Annotated in this window: 17 protein-coding genes, 1 tRNA gene, 1 pseudogene and 1 riboswitch; of the genes and pseudogenes, 15 read left to right on the plus strand and 4 right to left on the minus strand. The window is 62.3% G+C overall.

Going from position 1 to position 18,480, the window contains the following annotated elements; genetic code table 11:
• Positions 1-25 precede the first annotated feature (25 nt).
• From pdhA to U2H20_RS01615, 4 genes and pseudogenes are all read left to right on the plus strand, one after another.
• Complete coding sequence (pdhA, locus tag U2H20_RS01600; protein ID WP_430592775.1) at positions 26-1,144, plus strand: pyruvate dehydrogenase (acetyl-transferring) E1 component subunit alpha; 1,119 nt, start codon at positions 26-28, stop codon at positions 1,142-1,144.
• Positions 1,141-2,165 (plus strand): annotated as a pseudogene (locus U2H20_RS01605) (alpha-ketoacid dehydrogenase subunit beta). Before pdhA ends, U2H20_RS01605 begins: the two are co-directional and overlap by 4 nt.
• Positions 2,162-3,499 (plus strand): dihydrolipoamide acetyltransferase family protein, encoded by a 1,338-nt coding sequence (locus U2H20_RS01610; protein WP_430592776.1) that lies wholly within the window; start codon positions 2,162-2,164, stop codon positions 3,497-3,499. The pseudogene U2H20_RS01605 and the gene U2H20_RS01610 overlap by 4 nt, the downstream one beginning before the upstream one ends.
• 140 nt (positions 3,500-3,639) lie before the next feature.
• The gene (locus U2H20_RS01615) at positions 3,640-4,806 is read left to right on the plus strand and encodes an acyl-CoA dehydrogenase family protein (protein WP_430593565.1); all 1,167 of its coding nucleotides are present in this window, start codon (positions 3,640-3,642) and stop codon (positions 4,804-4,806) included.
• Between the two features lie 9 nt (positions 4,807-4,815).
• Here the strand turns inward: U2H20_RS01615 and U2H20_RS01620 are convergent, their stop codons facing one another.
• Positions 4,816-6,030: a winged helix DNA-binding domain-containing protein gene (locus tag U2H20_RS01620; protein ID WP_430592777.1), complete on the minus strand. Its 1,215-nt coding sequence runs from the start codon at positions 6,028-6,030 to the stop codon at positions 4,816-4,818.
• Between the two features lie 169 nt (positions 6,031-6,199).
• Here U2H20_RS01620 and mgtE point away from each other — a divergent pair, with 169 nt between their 5' ends.
• Complete coding sequence (gene mgtE / locus U2H20_RS01625) at positions 6,200-7,558, plus strand: magnesium transporter (RefSeq protein WP_430592778.1); 1,359 nt, start codon at positions 6,200-6,202, stop codon at positions 7,556-7,558.
• Between the two features lie 174 nt (positions 7,559-7,732).
• Positions 7,733-8,665, plus strand: a complete 933-nt coding sequence (locus U2H20_RS01630) for an aldo/keto reductase (RefSeq protein ID WP_430592779.1) — start codon at positions 7,733-7,735, stop codon at positions 8,663-8,665.
• Positions 8,666-8,698: 33 nt separating this feature from the next.
• On the opposite strand, the gene U2H20_RS01635 is transcribed toward U2H20_RS01630, so the two are convergent.
• Positions 8,699-9,286 (minus strand): TetR/AcrR family transcriptional regulator, encoded by a 588-nt coding sequence (locus U2H20_RS01635; protein WP_430592780.1) that lies wholly within the window; start codon positions 9,284-9,286, stop codon positions 8,699-8,701.
• A gap of 45 nt (positions 9,287-9,331) precedes the next feature.
• Here U2H20_RS01635 and U2H20_RS01640 point away from each other — a divergent pair, with 45 nt between their 5' ends.
• Both U2H20_RS01640 and U2H20_RS01645 read left to right on the plus strand, forming a co-directional pair.
• A complete protein-coding gene (locus tag U2H20_RS01640) occupies positions 9,332-10,528 on the plus strand; it encodes a DUF418 domain-containing protein (RefSeq protein ID WP_430592781.1) in 1,197 nt (398 codons plus the stop codon).
• Between the two features lie 63 nt (positions 10,529-10,591).
• Positions 10,592-11,329 (plus strand): tyrosine-protein phosphatase, encoded by a 738-nt coding sequence (locus U2H20_RS01645; RefSeq protein WP_430592782.1) that lies wholly within the window; start codon positions 10,592-10,594, stop codon positions 11,327-11,329.
• Positions 11,330-11,412: 83 nt separating this feature from the next.
• Here U2H20_RS01645 and U2H20_RS01650 read toward each other — a convergent pair.
• A tRNA-Ala gene (locus U2H20_RS01650) sits at positions 11,413-11,488 on the minus strand.
• Between the two features lie 159 nt (positions 11,489-11,647).
• Here U2H20_RS01650 and U2H20_RS01655 point away from each other — a divergent pair.
• Genes U2H20_RS01655 through U2H20_RS01665 form a run of 3 tightly spaced genes read left to right on the plus strand, consistent with a single transcriptional unit; the run spans position 11,648 to position 14,270 of the window.
• Complete coding sequence (locus tag U2H20_RS01655; protein ID WP_430592783.1) at positions 11,648-12,595, plus strand: metal ABC transporter substrate-binding protein; 948 nt, start codon at positions 11,648-11,650, stop codon at positions 12,593-12,595.
• Between the two features lie 5 nt (positions 12,596-12,600).
• Complete coding sequence (locus tag U2H20_RS01660) at positions 12,601-13,392, plus strand: metal ABC transporter ATP-binding protein (protein ID WP_430593566.1); 792 nt, start codon at positions 12,601-12,603, stop codon at positions 13,390-13,392.
• Positions 13,389-14,270, plus strand: a complete 882-nt coding sequence (locus U2H20_RS01665; protein WP_430592784.1) for a metal ABC transporter permease — start codon at positions 13,389-13,391, stop codon at positions 14,268-14,270. Before U2H20_RS01660 ends, U2H20_RS01665 begins: the two co-directional genes overlap by 4 nt.
• On the opposite strand, the gene U2H20_RS01670 is transcribed toward U2H20_RS01665, so the two are convergent.
• Positions 14,212-15,483 (minus strand): heparan-alpha-glucosaminide N-acetyltransferase domain-containing protein, encoded by a 1,272-nt coding sequence (locus U2H20_RS01670; protein ID WP_430592785.1) that lies wholly within the window; start codon positions 15,481-15,483, stop codon positions 14,212-14,214. The two genes, U2H20_RS01665 and U2H20_RS01670, sit on opposite strands and share 59 nt — an antisense overlap.
• Positions 15,484-15,605: 122 nt before the next feature.
• Between U2H20_RS01670 and U2H20_RS01675 the strand changes: the two genes are divergently transcribed.
• The 4 genes from U2H20_RS01675 to U2H20_RS01690 all read left to right on the plus strand — a co-directional run bounded on the left by U2H20_RS01675 (position 15,606) and on the right by U2H20_RS01690 (position 18,444).
• Positions 15,606-16,394: an EI24 domain-containing protein gene (locus U2H20_RS01675; protein ID WP_430592786.1), complete on the plus strand. Its 789-nt coding sequence runs from the start codon at positions 15,606-15,608 to the stop codon at positions 16,392-16,394.
• Between the two features lie 86 nt (positions 16,395-16,480).
• Positions 16,481-16,545, plus strand: a riboswitch (guanidine-III (ykkC-III) riboswitch).
• 13 nt (positions 16,546-16,558) lie between these two features.
• Positions 16,559-16,873, plus strand: a complete 315-nt coding sequence (locus U2H20_RS01680; protein ID WP_430592787.1) for a DMT family transporter — start codon at positions 16,559-16,561, stop codon at positions 16,871-16,873.
• Complete coding sequence (locus U2H20_RS01685; protein ID WP_430592788.1) at positions 16,873-17,265, plus strand: DMT family transporter; 393 nt, start codon at positions 16,873-16,875, stop codon at positions 17,263-17,265. The genes U2H20_RS01680 and U2H20_RS01685 overlap by 1 nt, the downstream gene beginning before the upstream one ends.
• A 117-nt stretch (positions 17,266-17,382) precedes the next feature.
• Positions 17,383-18,444 carry a lipid II:glycine glycyltransferase FemX gene (locus U2H20_RS01690; RefSeq protein ID WP_430592789.1) on the plus strand — a complete coding sequence of 354 codons (1,062 nt, stop codon included), beginning with the start codon at positions 17,383-17,385 and terminating at the stop codon, positions 18,442-18,444.
• The last annotated feature ends 36 nt before the right edge of the window (positions 18,445-18,480 follow it).

Genomic DNA, 18,480 nt, shown 5'->3' on the forward strand with positions numbered 1-18,480 from the left:
GGTGCTCGAACAGAGAGGTTCGAACATGTCGATTGCCGTACCCCCAGCAAATCAGGCGCTCGTCGAGGGACTCGACGAACCGCTGATGGTTCTTGACCAGGAGGGAGTGCGCCACGAGCAGTGCGTACTCGATCCATACCTCGTTGATGTCGATGAATCGATGTTGACCGATTTGTACGTTGACATGGTTGTCATCCGTCGAATCGATGATGAAGCCGTCGCTTTGCAGCGTCAGGGCGAACTCGGTCTGTGGCCACCAATGCGTGGCCAGGAAGCCGCGCAGATCGGCTCGGGTCGAGTTCTGAAAGCACAGGATTTCGCGTTCACCTCATATCGGGAGCAGGGCGTCGCCCACTGTCGCGGTGTTGGTGCGACCGAGATGTTGCGCGTGTGGCGCGGAACTGCGTTCAGCGGGTGGGATCCGCACGAACACGGCATGGCGACTCCGCAGATCATCATCGGCGCGCAGTCGCTGCACGCCACGGGATTCGCAATGGCCGCAAAGGCGCAGGGTTCGACGGATGTCGCGATCACGTACTTCGGAGACGGAGCGACGAGTGAAGGCGATGTCAACGAAGCCATGGTGTTCGCTGCGGCCTTCGATGCGCCCGTCGTCTTCTTCTGTCAGAACAACCAGTATGCGATCAGCGAGCCGGTCGGCGTGCAATCGAAGCAGCCGCTCGCACTGCGCCCGACTGGATTCGGGATTCCTTCGATTCGAGTCGACGGAAATGATGTGCTCGCCGTCCGCGCCGCGACCGCCATGGCGATGGACCGAGCGCGCAGCGGCGGCGGTCCGAGCTTCATCGAAGCCGTGACGTATCGAATGGGGCCGCACACGACGAGTGACGATCCGAAGCGCTATCGCGACAGCGAGGAGGTCGCGGTATGGGCGGAGCGTTGCCCGATCAAGCGCCTCGCGGCACACCTGGAGCGCATTGGTGCGCCGATGGCGCACATCGCGGAGGAGGCGCAGATCCGTGCGGATTCAGTCGCAAAGGAACTCCGCGCGGCGATCACGCAGATGCAAGACCCGGAGATCATGCAGGTCTTCGACAACGTGTACGCCGAACCCAACGCCAGGTTGGCTCGCCAACGTGCGGAGTACGCGGCGTTCCGTGAGTCGATTGTGAGCGAAGCATGACCGAGACGATGACGCTCGCTGCCGCCCTCGGCGCGGCGCTGCACGACGAGATGGCCAGCGATGATCGAGTCGTCCTCATCGGTGAAGACATTGGTGCGCTCGGTGGAGTGTTCCGCGTGACCGATGGCTTGCAGGCAAAATTCGGTGTCGACCGTGTGATCGATTCGCCCTTGTCGGAGGCTGGGATCATCGGCACCGCAGTTGGCATGGCCTACCGAGGCGTGCGCTCGGTCTGTGAGATCCAGTTCGACGGCTTCATTTACCCCGGATTCGACCAGATCGTGGCGCAGGTTGCGAAGCTTCGCTACCGAACGCAGGGCAAGGTTGCGATGCCCCTCGTCATTCGAGTGCCCTTCGGCGGAGGGATCGGCGCGGTCGAACATCATTCGGAGTCTCCCGAGGCGTACTTTGCTCACACCGCTGGACTGCGGGTCGTCTCCTGCGCGAGTCCGGAGGAGGCGTACGCGACCTTGCGAGCCGCGATCCAGAGCGATGACCCTGTGCTCTTCTTCGAACCGAAGCGGCGGTACTGGACGAAGGGCGAGGTGGACCGCTCGAGCACTCGTGACCTCTCGAGTGCTTCGGTGCTCGCCGAGGGCACCGACGTCACGCTCGCGACCTACGGTCCGCTCGTTGCCACGGCTCTTGAGGTTGCGACGGCGGCAAGCGACGAGGGCATCAGCGTTGAAGTGATCGACTTGCGGGTGATCGCGCCACTCGACATCGAAACCGTACTGCGCAGCGTGGAGAAAACGGGTCGACTGGTCGTCACGCACGAAGCGCAGTCCTCGGGGGAATCGCGAGCGAACTCATCACAAGCGTCGTTGAGCGCGGGTTCGATTCGCTGCTCGCGGCACCCGAGCGAGTGACCGGCTTCGATACGCCGTATCCGCCATCTGCGTTCGAGGAGGCGTTCTTGCCCGACCTCGACCGAATCCTCGATGCAATCGATCGCACGCTCGGCCGGCAGAACTCAAGAACCGGCGTTGATTTCGCGGCGCTGACGGGAGGTGCGCGATGACGACATTCAAGCTTCCAGACCTCGGCGAAGGGCTGACCGAGAGTGAGATTGTGCAGTGGAAGGTCGCAGAGGGAGACACGGTCGAGCTCAACCAGATCCTCGCCGAAGTCGAGACGGCGAAAGCAATCGTCGAGCTTCCAAGCCCCTATGCGGGCGTGATTCGGAAGTTGCACGCACAGGCCGGAGAAACCGTTGACGTCGGATCGCCACTGATCGAGTACGACCTCGAAGGCGCGGACGTCGCTGATGATCAAGCGGCAAGGTCGGCGGCCGATAAAGACGCCGCGGGAACCGGATCGCAAGACGCCGAACAGAGCGAGGATGTTGCTGCATCGAAGACGGCGACTCCTGAACGACAAAGCGTATTGGTCGGGTACGGGCCGAAGATCACCGGGACGCAGCGGCCGAAGCGGTCGCAGCGCACGTTCTCGGTGATCCCCTTCGATCGATCAACGCACGGCGGCCCGGAAGGCGCCACCGAGTATGGCGCTCGAATCACGCCACCGTTGCGTCAGTACGCGAAGCACCTCGGCGTTTCGCAGCGACGACTCGAGGATGCCGCTCGCTCGGGCGTTCTGAATCGAGATGTCGTGCTGCGGCTGAGTCGGAACGATTCCTCCTCGGCGGAGTCAGCCGCTTCGAGCTCGGGTGAGAGCACGCGAATTCGGGTGCAGGGACTGCGAAAGCACACCGCCAAAGCGATGACCGACTCTGCGTTCACGGCGCCACATGCCACCGTGAGCAGTCAGGTCGATGTCACCGAGTCGCTCGCGCTCGTTGCGCAGGCGGCGGCCTCGAAGCAGCAGGTGTCGTTTCTCTCCCTCGTGAGTCGAGCGATCCTTGCCGCCTGCAAGGCGGTTCCGGCCGCCAATTCGAGGTTCGATGCCGAGGCGGGAGAGATCGAACTCTTCTCGAGCGTCAATCTCGGTATTGCAGTGGCGACAGACAAAGGCCTCGTGGTGCCGAGCGTGGATGCCGCTGAGCACCTGAGCGCCTCCGAATTGACCGAACAGATCGCCGCGGTCGCGACGAAGGCACGTGACGGGAATTCGAGCGCGAGCGAACTCACGCGGTCGACGCTCACCGTGACGAACATCGGGGTCTTCGGAGTCGACCAGGGGTTCCCGATCCTGAACCCGGGGGAGACCGTCATCGTTGCGGTCGGCGCAATCCGGAAGATGCCCTGGGAACACAACGGCGGTATCGAGTTGCGAGACGTGTGCACGATCAGCGTCGCATTCGATCATCGGGTGCTCGACGGTGCCGAGGGTGCACAGTTCCTTCGCACTGTGCACCGCCTGCTCGAACATCCGGCGACAGCGCTCCTCGGTTGAGACAGCCCACAGACAGATTTTGCAGAAGAGAGAACCCAATGACTCAGACCAGCGTTCACCGCGACAGTACTCAGCACGTCTCCGCCGTCGAAGCATCGCGTCCAGCGTCCACGACAGAGAAGCCCGTCGCCGGCACCGAAATGCTCTCGCAGCACCACCAGGATCTCGCTCGTCGGGTGCGAACCTTCGCCGACGAGGTGGTCGCGCCTGCGAGCTACGAGTACGACACGAAGCGTCGTCTGCCGATCGAGATCATTCATCAGATGGGCGATATGGGCCTGTTCGGGCTTCCGCTGCCCCGCGAGTTCGGTGGTGGCGAGCAGGACTACCTCTCGCTGTGCGTTGCCGTGGAACAACTGGCACGCGTCGACCAGTCGATTGCAGTCACCCTTGAGGCGGGCCTCGGGCTCGGCGCCATTCCGCTGCACCGGTTCGGCACGCAAGAGCAGAAGGACCGTTGGCTGCCAGCGCTCGCCCAGGGCAAGGCGCTTGCGGCCTTCGGGCTCACCGAGGCGGAAGCCGGTTCCGACGCCGGTGCGACCCAGACCACGGCGGTCCTCGAAGACGGACACTGGCGGATCAACGGCACGAAGCAGTTCATCACGAACTCCGGCACCGAGATCACCAGCATCGTGACCGTCACTGCGGTGACGGGAGAGACGGTTGGCTCGGACGGGCGCGTGAAGAAGGAACTTTCCACGATCATCGTTCCGACCGACACTCCCGGATTCCGTGCACTGCCCGCCTACGACAAGATCGGTTGGCACACCTCCGACACGCATCCGCTCGAATTCAACGACGTCATCGTGCCCGAATCGAATCTGCTCGGCGCGCGCGGAGAAGGCTTTAAGAACTTCTTGAAAGTCCTCGACGAGGGCCGGGTCGCCTTCGCTGCGCTGTGTGTCGGCGCGGCGCAAGGATGCCTGGAGGAGGCGGTGCGGTATGCGAAAGAGCGTCGCGTCTTTGATCGTCCGATCGGCGATAACCAGCACATCGCCTTCACGATCGCCCGGATGGCGGCTCGAGTGGCCTCCTCACGCGCGGTCATGCACGATGCGGCACGACGTCTCGACGCGGGTCTGCCGTTCACGGAACAGGCCTCGATCGCGAAGCTCGTCTCGAGCGAAGCTGCGGTCGCGAACGCGCACGACGCGAGCCACATCTGGGGCGGCTACGGGTTCTTGAACCAGAACGTGGTCGGTCGCCACTACCGAGACTCGAAGGTGCTCGAAGTCGGCGAGGGCTCAACGGAAGTGCAGCTCGCGATCATTGCACGCGAACACGGGTTCGCTCGCTCGTTCGGCTAGCCCGCCGGGTCAGGTCGCCGAGTCGGACAGGCCGGCGGCTACTGCTCTCATTGCAGGGGAGTGGTAGCCGGTCGGGACTCGCTTGCCTCCGAGCCACTTGGTCATTGCGGTCGCTTGCGTGCGGAGCGATTCGTGGGCGGATTCACTGATCGCTTCGAGGAGCCCGAGGTGGACCTCGCCGTGCTCGTCTTGCACCCAGCATCCGACGACGCGACCATCGACCCAGACGGTCGTACCCGCATTGCCACGGGTGTCGAACAGTGCCGCAGCATGGTCTCCGAGGTAGAAACGCCGATCCTTCCAGCCCATCACCGTCGGGTCGAGCGGCGGCAGCAGCGCCGTCCATTGCTCGTCGATCGCTGCTGACCCATTGGCCTCTCCGCTGCTGGTCGCCGTGTCGCCAGGAAGAATCCAGCCGAGCTGATCGTGATCGAATGAGACCTGCTCTGCACGCAGCGAAGCCAGCGCATTGCGCACGATCGTTTTCGTCGCGCCGAGCCACCAGACGATGTCGTCTTCTGTGCCCGGCCCGAAGCGCTGCAGCCAGGCCTGAACGAGCGCGCGGTAGCCCTCGTCGCTCGACAACGGATCGAGGCGTTCGCCGATCCAGTGTTCGCTCGTTGACCAGCGTGGTCGGGCAGTCGGGAATGTGCCGTCGGGGGCGCCGCGCAGAATGTCGCCCTCGGCGCCGAGCCAGATCAAGATCTGCGGGACCGACCACGCAGTCGGCAACCCGGCATTGACGGTGACATTTGCCTGGGGCGACGATGACCGAATCGCGGCGGCGGTCAGGCCTTCGGGGTGCTCGTGCAAACGGCGCAGGATTTCCTGACGAGCGTTCTGCAGCCACACCGCGCCATCGTCTGCGATCGCAGCACGTTCGACATCACGGCGCATCCGTTTGAGCTCTGTCGTGGCTACCCGTTTCGAGGCGCTGCCCAAAACCGCGGGTACGGCATCGCGCGGAAAGACGAATAGGGTCCGACGCATCGCCATCTGCTTGACGACTGATCGCTGTTCGTAGAGTGCTCGATCAATGTCGCCGACGCTGACCTCGCCGCCAGACCGAGCGAACGCCGCGAGATACACCGTCGGGATCTCCGTGGCGTGCAGCGCGAACATGGCTTCGTTGACAGTTTCGAAGCTTGCTCGATGGTGCCGCGGATGCAGCGCGTGCCGCACCGCCATTCGTTGACGACGCTGCTGATCGCTGAAGTGATGCACGTGCCCATCGTGCCAGGGAGTGCCGACATGATCTGAACGGCGCGAGTACTGAGCCGGGAGCGCTGCGAAACCACCGGTCGTGGGACCGCCTGGTGAGAGGAGCGCGAACACTCGGGCAGACTGAGAGATGGACAAGTTCGGTTCGAGCGTGGTGAAGCGGGGAGCACGTATGTCGATTCAGGATGACCGGCAAGACGTCGTCATGATGCGCGCCATCGTTGATCAGCTTTCCAACAACGATCTGCAATCCCTCTCTCATTCGGTGCAAAGCCTCGAACACTCCCAGGTTCGCAGCGTGCTCGAACGGCTCGGCGCGAAGCAACGTGCCGTGGTGTACCGGATGCTGCCGAAGGAACAAGCGCTCGAAGTGTTCGAATCGCTGACTCCTGGGCTTCGTGGTGACCTCGTGCAGTCGCTGCAGGACGCCGAAGTTGCCGCGATCTTCGCCGATCTCGACCCTGACGACCGGGTTTGGCTCCTCGACGAGCTCCCTGCGACGGTGGCGCCGCAGTTGCTCCGTGGGCTCTCTGCGAAGGAGCGCCAGCGAACCTCAGGCGTTCTCGGATACCCGCAGAACTCTGTCGGGCGTCGGATGAGTGCCGAGTACATCACCACTCGTTCCGACATGACCGCCGGGGAAACCCTCGCGAAAGTTAGAAAGTACATCGCAGAAACAGAGACGGTGTACACACTCCCGGTCCTCGATGACGCGCGGATCCTGGTCGGTGTGGTGCATCTACGCAATCTGCTTGCGGTCGACGACGAGACGATGATCGCCGACATCATGGCGGCACTGCCACGAGTGCTCGCAACCGATGACGCCGAGCGCGCGGCCAGACTGGCGCTCGAGATTGGTGCGCTCGCGCTTCCGATCGTCGACAACGAAGACCGTTTCGTTGGAATGCTTACGATCGATGACGCCGCTCGAATTCTGGAGCGCGAAGAGAGCGAAGACGCCGCTCGTCAGGGTGGTTATGAGCCGCTGCACCGCCCCTACCTCTCGACCTCAATCTTCTCTCTCGTGCGTTCACGTGTCGTGTGGCTGCTCGTGCTCGCCCTTGGCGCGACGCTCACGGTGCAGGTGCTCGAAGTCTTCGAAGCGACACTTGAGCAGCTGACGGTGCTGGCGCTCTTCGTTCCGCTCCTGATCGGTACCGGTGGGAATACAGGGAACCAGGCCGCCACGACGGTGACGAGAGCACTCGCGCTCCAGGACGTAAGGCCGCGAGACGTGTGGCTCGTGCTGTTTCGCGAGCTCAGAGTCGGCTTCTGTCTCGGACTCCTGCTCGGTGCACTCGGATTCGCCGCGGCAGGGCTGATCTACAGCATGCCGATTGGCGCGGTGATCGGGCTCACGCTGCTTGCGGTGTGCACCATGGCGGCGACCGTCGGTGGCATCATGCCGATCATCGCGAAGGCCGTTCGAGTGGATCCGGCCGTCTTCTCGAACCCCTTCATCACGACCTTCGTCGACGCGACCGGGCTCGTCGTGTACTTCTTGATCGCGAGGGCGCTGCTCGGGCTATAGATTGGCGAGTCGACCAGAGAGTTCGCGAGTCGGTCTCCGGATATGTTGCTCGGACCGCAACTGCCCTGCGTGGTCGTCGTGCCGATAGCGTAGAAGCACCTTTGCTGAAGCTCAGCATCTGGGGAAGCACCGCGCCGCGAACTACAGCGCTTGCTCGAGAACAGAGAGGTTCTGATGAAACACATTGCACTTGGTGTCAGCGAACTGCGAGTCCCCAACGTGATCCTTGGCATGATGCGGATCCCGGAGAAGACCGATGAAGAGATTCGGGATCTCGTTCGGGTGGCTCGCGACCACGGCATCGACTACTTCGATCACGCTGATATTTACGGTGGTGCTCTCCACCGATGCGAGACCCGGTTCGCTGAGGCTTTGCAACTCTCTGCGAGCGATCGTGCGCAGACCACGATTCAAACGAAGACGGGGATCGTGCCTTCAGGCGGCTACTACGACTTCTCCTACGAGCACATCGTGGAGTCCGCAGAAGCCTCGCTCCGCGCACTCCAGACCGACTACATTGACGTCTTTCTGCTCCACCGCCCAGACACGCTCGTCGAACCGGCCGAAGTCGCTCGTGCATTCGACGAACTCGCTTCCTCCGGAAAAGTGCGAGCGTTCGGCGTCTCCAATCACACGCCCGGGCAAATCGAACTTTTGAAGACGGCGGTGGAGCAACCGCTCCTCATCAACCAAATGCAGCTATCGATGGTGCATGCGCCGCTCATCGCGCAGGGGATCGCCGCGAACGTCGCGGGGCTCGAACAGTCGTACAGCCTCGACAATGACGTGTTGAACTATTCGCGGATCAATCGCATGACCCTGCAGACCTGGGGTCCGATTCAGTCGGGAAAGAACGAGGGACCATTCCTTGGCTCCGAGGATTACCCGGAACTCAATGCCGTGATCGAGCGTCTCGCCGAGAAGTACGAGGTGACGCCGCTCGCGATTGCCACCGCGTGGATCACCCGTCATCCCGCCGAGATGCAGGTCGTCATCGGCTCGACCACGCCTTCCCGCGTCAGCGAAGCCGCAGCTGGCTCCGAACTGCCGCTCACGCGTCAGGAATGGTACGAGCTGTTCCGCGTCGCGGGGCATGTGATTCCCTGAGGTCGCCTCGACCCGACACGATTCCGCGTCGGCTTATTCTGTGGCGCGGGCGCGGGCGCGGAACATCGTGAGGGTTTGTTCGATCAGCGCCGTCGCGCGTTGGCTGTTCATCCGTGCTCCGTTCTCGGCGGCGCGGGCAACGGCGATGCCGTCAGTGATCGCCAAGACGATTGCGGCATCATTTGCGCAGACGTCTGCCTCAGGGAATGCACTCGCGAGCAATTGATGCGTGAAGTCTTCGGTTCTCGCCCAATCATTCGAATGAATCGCTTGAACATCGGAGTGCGCCGTTGCGTGCGCGGCGAACGCAGTCCACACAATTGCGTTGTCGAGATCTTCGTCGTCAACGCAGGCGATGCGTTGGCAGAATATTCGCAGTCGTTGCTGCGCTGAGGGCTCGGCTTCGAGGCTTGCGCGGAGACGAGTTTGAAAGCGCTCGTTCACCGCCAGCATTGCTGCGTTGATCAGGGCGTTCTTTGAAGCAAAATGGTGCTGCACGGCGCCCGCCGAAACTCCTGCCTCAGTGGCGACATTGCGGATCGAGACGTTCTCAAGGCCTCCGCCAACGAGCACTGCGATGAGAGCGTCAAGGATGCGCTCCTTGCTGCTGTCTTGCTCCACTGCTCTCGCCCTTCCGCCACAGCAATCGTAGGCTATGGTCAACGTATGAACAATACGACTGTATTGCCGCCTGGGGCTTTCCAGAGTGCGCAGTCTCCGGGCGCGAGAATCGCAGCGCTCGACGTGGCGCGGGGAATTGCGATTCTCGGGACGCTTGGGACGAACATCTGGCTGTTCTCGCATCCCTGGGGTCTGCTCGGAATTCTCAGCGAGCCGGTGACGGATGAGACGAGCGGACTTGCCGCACATGCGCAATTGGTGCTGATGGCGCTTACGCAAGGGAAGTTCCTTGCACTGTTGACGCTCATGTTCGGCATGGGGATGGCTCTGCAGCATCGTTCAACCGTGCGTCGACACGGGCGCTGGCCGGGGCGGTACCTCTGGCGAGCCGCGCTCCTGTTCTTGGACGGTCTGATCAACTACATCCTGATCGCCGAGTTCGACGTGCTGATGGGCTACGCCGTGACTGGAGCGATCGTCGCATGGCTGCTGCTGACACGACCGCGTACACAACGAACGCTCATTGTCGTGTTCGGCTCACTGCACGTGCTTCTGATCTCGGCGATTGCAGCGGTAGTGCTGCTCGCGCCGAGCAGTGACGACGGCATGACGTCGTCGTCAGATCTCAGCCCGTACGCCAACAGTTCGTTCTTCGAGCTGGCGCTATTTCGACTTGACAATCTGGTGCTCTTTCGGGCTGAGCCCGTATTAATCGGATTCTTGAGTATCGCCATGTTCTTGCTCGGGGCCAAGCTCCTGCACGCTGGAGTGTTTGCGCCCGAGGGGCAGCGGCTTCGCCGACGACTCATCTGGGTGGGAGCGACCGCCGTGCCCATCGATCTCGCGCTTGGCATCTTCGGGGGTACCGCGGGAATGCTCGTGGAACGGTATGTCGTAGCTCCGTTCGTTGCGCTTGGCCTCCTCGCGCTCATCGCGGAGGTCTGCATCCGCCGCCCGGTTGGTGGATGGTGGTCGAACCGAGTCAGCGAACTCGGCCGCGTGGCGCTCAGTGCGTATCTGCTGCAGAACCTGCTCGCAGGTGCAATCTTCTATGGCTGGGGTTTCGGTCTTGCGGCGGCGGTAGGAGAGTGGCGCGTGCTCGTGACCGTTGCGGCCTTCCTTCTCGTCTCGATCATCGTGGTGACTGCGGCGAACCTGTGGTTGAGAAAATTCCGCCTCGGGCCGATGGAATGGCTGTGGGCGAAAGGCTCGAGCGTCTCGCTGTCTCGGCGGCGACAGTGAGGAACGCCCTGGTTGGTCGAGCTCATCCTGGGCTACGGATTGCGAGATTTATAGACTCAAGCAATGCGTGAGCTGCACTGGGATGGGTACCCCAACAATTGTGACCTCGGAGGGCTCCCGACTGAGATGTCATCGACCGGCATGACCCGGTTCGGTCGTCTCGCTCGCGGGCCTCGCCGCGAACGGCTCACGACAAGCGGGTGGGCCGCGGCGCGCGAATGGGGCGTGCGCTCGATCGTCGACCTCCGAACCGCAGCCGAGGTCGGGAGCCGCAACGGAGACCCGACGGTAGGTGAGGCTGATCTCCGCGACATTTCAGTGGTGCTCGCACCAACCGAGAACCAGGAGGACCCTGAGTTTCAACGGCTGTGCTTCCCGATCCTCGATTCGCCAGAGTATTGGCAGCACAACTGGGTTTTGCAACCTGAGCTCGTTGCTGCGGCGCTGCGAGCGATCGCGGGAGCGGTGCCAGGCATCCTGTTTCACTGCAGTGCTGGGCGCGATCGCACCGGCATGATCTCCGCACTTTTACTCGGGAACGCCGGAGTGGACCCAGCGGCGGTGTTCGAGGATTACGCCGAGTCGGTGCTCGCCATGGCGGGGGCGAATGTGCATAGCCCAACGCATGACCGGCAGTCGGCCTGGTCTCGGGAGGAAGCGCTCGAATGGCTCGAATCGAAGCGAGACATCGTTGAAGATGCTGCGCGACGTGCACCGGAGATCCTTGAACAGTTGGGACTCACTGCAGGCGAGCGAGCGCGATTGCGAACCTTGCTGGTGAGCGAGGACGCAACTTCGTGAGCGCCTGAAACGGCCTGCTTCCAGCGCGAATTCGCGGAACCAAGGCAACAAAAAAGCGCGGCCTCAGCCGCGCTTCGTGTGTTTGGTGGACCCGAGGGGATTCGAACCCCTGACCCCCTGCATGCCATGCAGGTGCGCTACCAACTGCGCCACGGGCCCAAACTGCTGCCGATCAGGCAACTCGAAAAGTCTACACCAGGATTTTGCGACATTGTCCACGTGAGCAGCGTGGCGTTCCGGGCCAAGGACAAGAAGCTCCCGGGATCTGCGGTTCGCCGTTACTTGTGTTTTCGGTAGCCCGAAAACTATGCTGACGATATGGCTCGCTCCTCACGATTCCGCACTGCTCGCAACCGCCTCATCGCACTCGTTGCGAGCACCGTACTCGCGGCCGGGCTGGCCGCATGTTCCTCGCCGTCTGCGCCGGAACAAGACGACGATCGCCCGCTCGTCCTCACCACCTTCACGGTGCTCGCCGACATGGCCGAAAATGTCGCGGGGGAGCACCTCCGTGTGGAGTCCATCACGAAGGCTGGCGCCGAGATCCATGGTTATGAGCCGACGCCTGGCGACATCCGTCGAGCAAGCGGCGCCGACCTCATTCTCGACAACGGTCTCAACCTCGAAGCCTGGTTTGAACGCTTCGTTGCAGACCTCGATGCGCCGAGCGTCGTGCTCACCGAGGGCATCGAGGTGCTCGATATCACTGGCGATGCCGCAGCCGGGACTCCGAACCCGCATGCTTGGATGTCTCCGCTCAACGCGCTCGTGTACGTCGACAACATGGTCGATGCGTTCACCACGCTTGATCCGGAGAACGCTGATGCGTACCAAGCCAACGGCGCAGCATATAAAGCAGCGATCGAGACGCTCCACGGCACGCTTCTCGAAGCGCTCGACACGATTCCCGCGAACGAACGCGCGCTCGTGACGTGCGAGGGAGCGTTCTCCTACCTTGCACGCGATGCCGGGCTCGAAGAGCAGTACATTTGGCCGGTCAACGCGGAACAGCAGGCGACCCCGCAGCAGATCGCCGGGGTCATCGAATTCGTGCGCGAGGCGGAGGTGCCCGCGGTGTTCTGTGAATCAACCGTGTCTGATGCACCGATGCAGCAGGTTGTCTCTGCAACCGACGCGGAGTTCGGCGGTGTGCTCTACGTTGACTCGCTCTCCGCCGCGGACGGCCCCGTTCCGACCTATCTCGATCTCCTGCAGTACGACATCGATCTCATCATCGAAGGTCTCACGGGGGCGAGCCCGCAATGACTGCAATACCTGTTCCAGCAATCTCGCTGAGGAACGTTACCGTGCACTACGGCGACATTCTCGCCCTCGACTCGGCAACGCTCGAGGTCGCCAAGGGCACGATCTGCGGTCTGATCGGAATGAACGGCTCGGGTAAATCCACGCTCTTCAAAACGATCATGGGCATCGTGAAGCCCGATGCCGGGTCCGTGCTCGTGAATGGTGCGAGTTCCTCCCAGGCTCGCCGGAAGAGCACGATCGGCTACGTTCCGCAGAACGAAGCGGTCGACTGGCATTTCCCGCTCTCGGTGCGAGACGTCGTCATGATGGGCCGATACGGCACCATGGGCATCACGCGGCGCGCGAAGTCGCGCGATCACGCTGCAGTTGACGAGGCGCTCGAACGCGTAGAACTGCATGATCTGGCGAACCGCCAAATCGGTGAACTCTCGGGTGGACAACGCAAGCGCACTTTCGTTGCTCGAGGCATCGCGCAGGATGCTGCAGTACTGCTGCTCGACGAGCCGTTCGCGGGCGTTGACCGAGCTTCAGAGGCGACGATCAGTGCGCTGTTGCGCGCTCTTGCCAAGGAAGGCAAGAGCATCCTGATTTCAACACACGACCTGCAAGCATTGCCAGCCCTCGTCGACGAGGCGGCACTCCTCAAGCAGCGGGTTCTACTCCACGGGTCGCCGCAGGAGGTGCTGCAACCGCAGAATCTCGCGATGGCGTTCGGGCTTGGCCTTGATGCATTCAGCGCCAAAACTCACGATGCTGGAACCGCAGAAACTCAAGAGCCAGGGGAGCAGCCGCGATGAATCCCCTCGACTTCCTGCTCGAACCCTTCGCCTACGAGTTCATGGTCCGAGCGCTCGTCACGACCGCGATCGCAGCGACGGTCTGCGCGATGCTCTCGTGCTGGCTCGTCTTGATCGGGTGGTCGCTCATGGGCGACGCGGTCTCGCACGCGGTACTCCCAGGAGTTGTGATCGCCTACATTCTGGGCGCGCCCTTCGCAATCGGCGCCGTCATCTTCGGATTCCTCGCAGTGTTCCTGATCGGCGCGATTCGCGACACCAGTCGAATCAAAGAGGACGCGGCGATCGGCATTGTTTTCACAACGCTGTTCGCCTTCGGCCTGGTCCTGATCTCCGTGACGCCGTCACAGACCGATCTCGGTCACATCATCTTCGGCAACCTCCTCGGGGTTGCCTGGAGCGACGTCATTCAGATCGCAATTCTCGGTGGCTTGACGTTCGTGATCCTGCTCATCTGGCGGCGCGACTTCACGCTCTTCGCCTTCGACCGAAGCCACGCACTCGCAATCGGGTTGCACCCGAAGCTCCTTGGCGCTGCGCTGCTCGGGCTCCTCGCGCTCACCGCAGTGGTTGCGCTGCAAGTGGTCGGAGTGGTGCTCGTCGTTGCGATGCTCATCATTCCGGGGGCGACCGCGCAACTCCTGACCGACCGGTTCGCGCGAATGCTCATCATCGCGCCTGTGCTCTCAGTGTGCTGCGCGGTCGTCGGGCTTTACATCAGCTACTACTTCGACACCGCATCAGGCGGAATGATCGTGCTGACGCAAGGAGTGCTGTTCACCCTCGTGTACCTGCTGAGTCCGAAGCGTGGACTCCTGGTCACTCGCTTGAACGCTGATCGTCGACGTCGCTCCTTGCGCCAGTCGCAGGCTGCGTAGCGACGCTCGAACGAGGCCCTGCCGCGAGCGCTTCGATCTTCTCTTGCACGAGTACCCCGGCCAGTGCTTTCGCGACACCGGAGGAAAACGCCTCGAGCGGTCCGCGCCGATGCAGGACCGCGAGTACGAGTCCGAGCACCAGGGCACCGGTGACATGGAGCGCAAACCCCGGGTATCCGATTGCAATCGAATTCAGGTCAGTCAGATTCGCGGTCGTGATCGAGGTCACGATGACGTGCAGTGAATAGATCGTGAGCGATGCCGCCCCCGCGCTCTGGAGGATTCGAAGCGGCCGCGGCACTCGCACGAGTGCAGCGGTCGCCGCGATGAGCAGGCCGAGCATCAGGACCGCGAAGCCGGCGGTTCTCGCGATATCGAGGACGGTGCCGCTGTGAGGACCGCCGAGCAGCAAGCCATCGATCCCGGGGAGCATCGGCGTACCGAAGCCGCTCATGAAGGCGTTCGACGCCAGGCCGTACCTCTCGAACACAGGAACGGCGATGGTCGAATAGGCGAACAGGTGCAAAGCGGTGGCAGCTGCAGAAATCAGCCCGCCGATCAGCGCCATTTGCAGGGCGCGGCGCCGAAGTGCGCCTGAGCGCCGCGCGTGCAGCAGCATCCGAGCGATCAAGACGCCGAGCAACATGTAGGTGAGCCAGGTCATCGTTGGATACACGCCGGGAATGAAGAAACTCGAAACGTATTCACCAAGGCCGTCGGGTTCGCTCAACGCGGGAGTGGAGGCCGCCAGCTCGGTGAGCCACGAATTGAACGGCGCTCCGAGCAATGTAAGAACCACGGTGAGGCCGAGGAGCCAGTGAGTACGAAGGTGAATGATGCAGGCGAGCAAGATGAGAGAGAGGCCATAGGCAGGCAGGACAACGGCGATCAGAGTACTGAAGCTCGCAAGGATCAGTCCGATCACGATCAAGACGAGACCGCGACCAACGAGCGCTCGTCGTGCGGCCGCTGGTTCTGCAACCCTTCGGTAGCGCTCGGTCGAAAGCACAGCGCCGATCCCGCCAAGCAGCGCGAACGTGCTCGAGGGCGTTCCACTCACGAGGAACTCGCCCGTCACGGGAAGTTGCTGCGTCGTGGTCACCAAATGCGCGGCCATCATCCCGAAGATCGCCAGCAGCCGTGCGATGTCGATGCCGATTATCCGCGCGCGATTCTCGACGAGGGGAGTGGACGTGACGACTGAAGAGCTCACCGCTATGCCTTTCGTTTGCTCCCGACGAATCTGCGAGGAACGAGCCTTATTGTTTCAGCCGCCTTGCTCGATCTCGGGCCTTTCCACAGGACCCCTCCAAATCATCGGAGATACTAAGGATCATGCGAGGCGTCTTTTCAGAGTTCTTTCTCGGGGTTCGGCTGTTCGCGCGCGGATTCGCGGTGTGGGGACGACGCCCGAAACTCATGATGATCGGTGCACTCCCACCGCTCATCATCGGGGCGATCTTCCTGACGGTCTTCATCGCCCTGTTTCTCAACATCGACACGATCGCCGTCTGGTTGACGGGGTGGGCGAGCGAGTGGCAGCCCACCTGGTACTTCGCGCTTCGAATCGGAGTGAGTGCGGCAGTGCTCATCGGCGTCTTCGCACTCGGAGTGCTCTTGTTCGCCTCCATTACGCTCGCCCTCGGCTCGCTCTTCTACGAAAAGATCTGGCGCGCGGTCGAAGACCAGTACGGCGGCGTTCCCCGTGAAGTCACGTTCAGCAACTGGGTCGCGGTAAAGAAGGGGATCCGCGACGCGATCGTGCTCGGTGCTACAGCGCTGGGACTCGGAATCCTCGTGTTCCTCCTCGGACTCGTCCCGTTCGTCGGCCCCGTGGTCGGCGCGATAACGGGAGCGATCATCGCCGGACGCGCCCTCTCGATCGAGCTCACCGGCTTCGGATTCGATGCACGTGGCATCAGTCTCGGAAATCGACGCCGGACGCTCGCCGCACGCCGTGCCCTCCAACTCGGATTCGGGATTCCGATCTACTTGACGTTCCTGATTCCCGGTGGGGCAGTGCTCACGATGCCGGCAGCGACCGCGGCTGGCGCGCTCCTCACGCGAGAACTTCTCGGGGAACTCCCGCCAGAAAGTCCGGCCTACCCTTTAGTGACGAAGTAGGCCCGGGGGTCGCGGATTCCGTTGGCACGGAGGCTCTGTACCGTGCAGCTTGGTTGCCAGGCAGAACTGGCCCCGGCATAATTGAGAGTGAGAGCCGAAGCGCTCTCGCGGACGAGGGCGCAGTACCCGCACAGCGACAAGACTGACCACTGAAGAGGTGACGTATGTCTTGGTTGATTCTCGTTCTCGCCGGACTCCTCGAAGCAGTTTGGGCAAGTGCGCTCGCAGAGTCAAAAGGCTTCAAGAAGAAGACACCGACGATCATTTTCGTCGTCGCGCTCGTGCTGTCCATGGCTGGTCTCGCACTTGCGATGACGTCGCTCCCCACGGGAACCGCCTACGCAGTTTGGGTCGGTATCGGCGCGTCGCTCACGGTTGTGTGGGCGATGATCCGGGGGACAGAGAAGGCGACGCTTGGTCGGATCCTGCTCCTGCTCGGTCTGATCGCCTGCATTATCGGTCTGAAGGTGGTCAGCTAATGGCTTGGCTCGTCCTCATGATCAGTGCAGTCCTCGAAGCAGTGTGGGCGACTGCGCTCGGCGCCTCTCAGGGCTTCACGCGGCCGGTCGAAACCGTCGTGTTCGTCGTTGCGCTCGTGCTCAGCATGCTCGGGCTCGGGTACGCGGCGAAGACCATCCCGATCGGCACTGCATATGCGGTCTGGGCTGGGCTTGGCGCCGCAATCACTGTCGGCTACGCGATGGCAACGGGTGTAGAAGCGATCAGCGCTCTCAAGATTCTCTTCCTGCTTGGCATCATCGGATGCATCGTCGGCCTCAAACTCGTCGGTGCACCCAAAGACACGCTCCCGATTGTTGGTGGCGACGAAACGCAGCAGACGAATCGCGAATCGACCCCTCCGGCTGTGTAACCCGGTTGGCTCCATCGCCGTGCTTTCACCCTGTGAGAGCACGGCGATGCGGTCTTCGGTGACTGCCAGAGGCGAGTAACATGCAGAGCGTTCTTGAGTCACTGATGAAGGAGTAGCGTGCGGGGGTTTCGGCTGCGTGAAGCGACCATCCAAGAGATCAACAGCTGGGATTCGCTGGTAGAAAAAAACCCGGACCGCGGTCAGTGGACGCAGGGCAGTGCCTTCGCCGAATGGAAGAGCCGCTACAAGCTCGTTCCGCGATACTTCATCTTCGACGGTGCGACCTCGGTCGCGGCGATGGCGCTCGAACACCGCAGCCCGCTCGGGCGAATGTGGTATTTTCCGCTCGGCCCCGGCGCAGACATCGCCGATTACGCTGACCTCGCCGATGCAATTCGTCGGGCGTGCAAAGACCGGTACCGCGACGTGTTCGCTGTTCGTGTCGAGCCCTTCATCGAGAACACCCCAGAGCATCTCGCCGCATTGCAAGCAGCCGGTTTCATCGCCGATGTTCCGATGCAGATGAACAACTCGACCGTCTTCGTCGACCTCACTCGCACGGAAGAGGAGATCTTTGCAGGGTTCCATAAGAACCTGCGCAACCACATCCGATTCGCGCAGAAGAACGACTACCGGGTGGAAAAGGCCGAGCCGAACGAGCAGACCTACGAGACGCTCTACGAACTCATGAAAACCATCAACGGCGGCAAGGGTGCCTCGAGGCTTGGCAGCTATGAGGGTTATCGCAGCATGTGGTCGGCGCTCGTCTCTCGTGGTCAGGGGCATTTCTGGTTCGGCTACGACGGCGCGCACGAGGGGCCGCAGGCCGGTTCATTCATGATTCATTACGGTCGCTGGGCAATCGCGAAAGACGGTGGCAGTGTGCCAGACCGTGCAATTCGCGGAGGTGCGCATCTGATCCGCTGGACCGCGATGCAGCACCTGAAATCACTCGGGGCAGAGGTCTACGACGCGTACGTCACGCCTCCGAAGGCTCTCGCTGACGACACCACGCACCCGCACCATGGCATCGGGAAGTTCAAGCGACTCTTCGGAGAGATCGTCGATCACGTTCCGAGCCACGACCTGGTGCTGCAGCCGAAGAAGCTTGAAACCTTCAACCGAATCGTTCTGCCGATCACGTGGCGAGTTCGACGTCAACCATGGGGAATCTGGTAGTAAGCCGCCGCCGAGCGAACTGCTCGGCGCGGGCGT

The sequence above is a fragment of the Humidisolicoccus flavus genome (assembly GCF_045689595.1).
Lineage (GTDB): Bacteria > Actinomycetota > Actinomycetes > Actinomycetales > Microbacteriaceae > Humidisolicoccus > Humidisolicoccus flavus.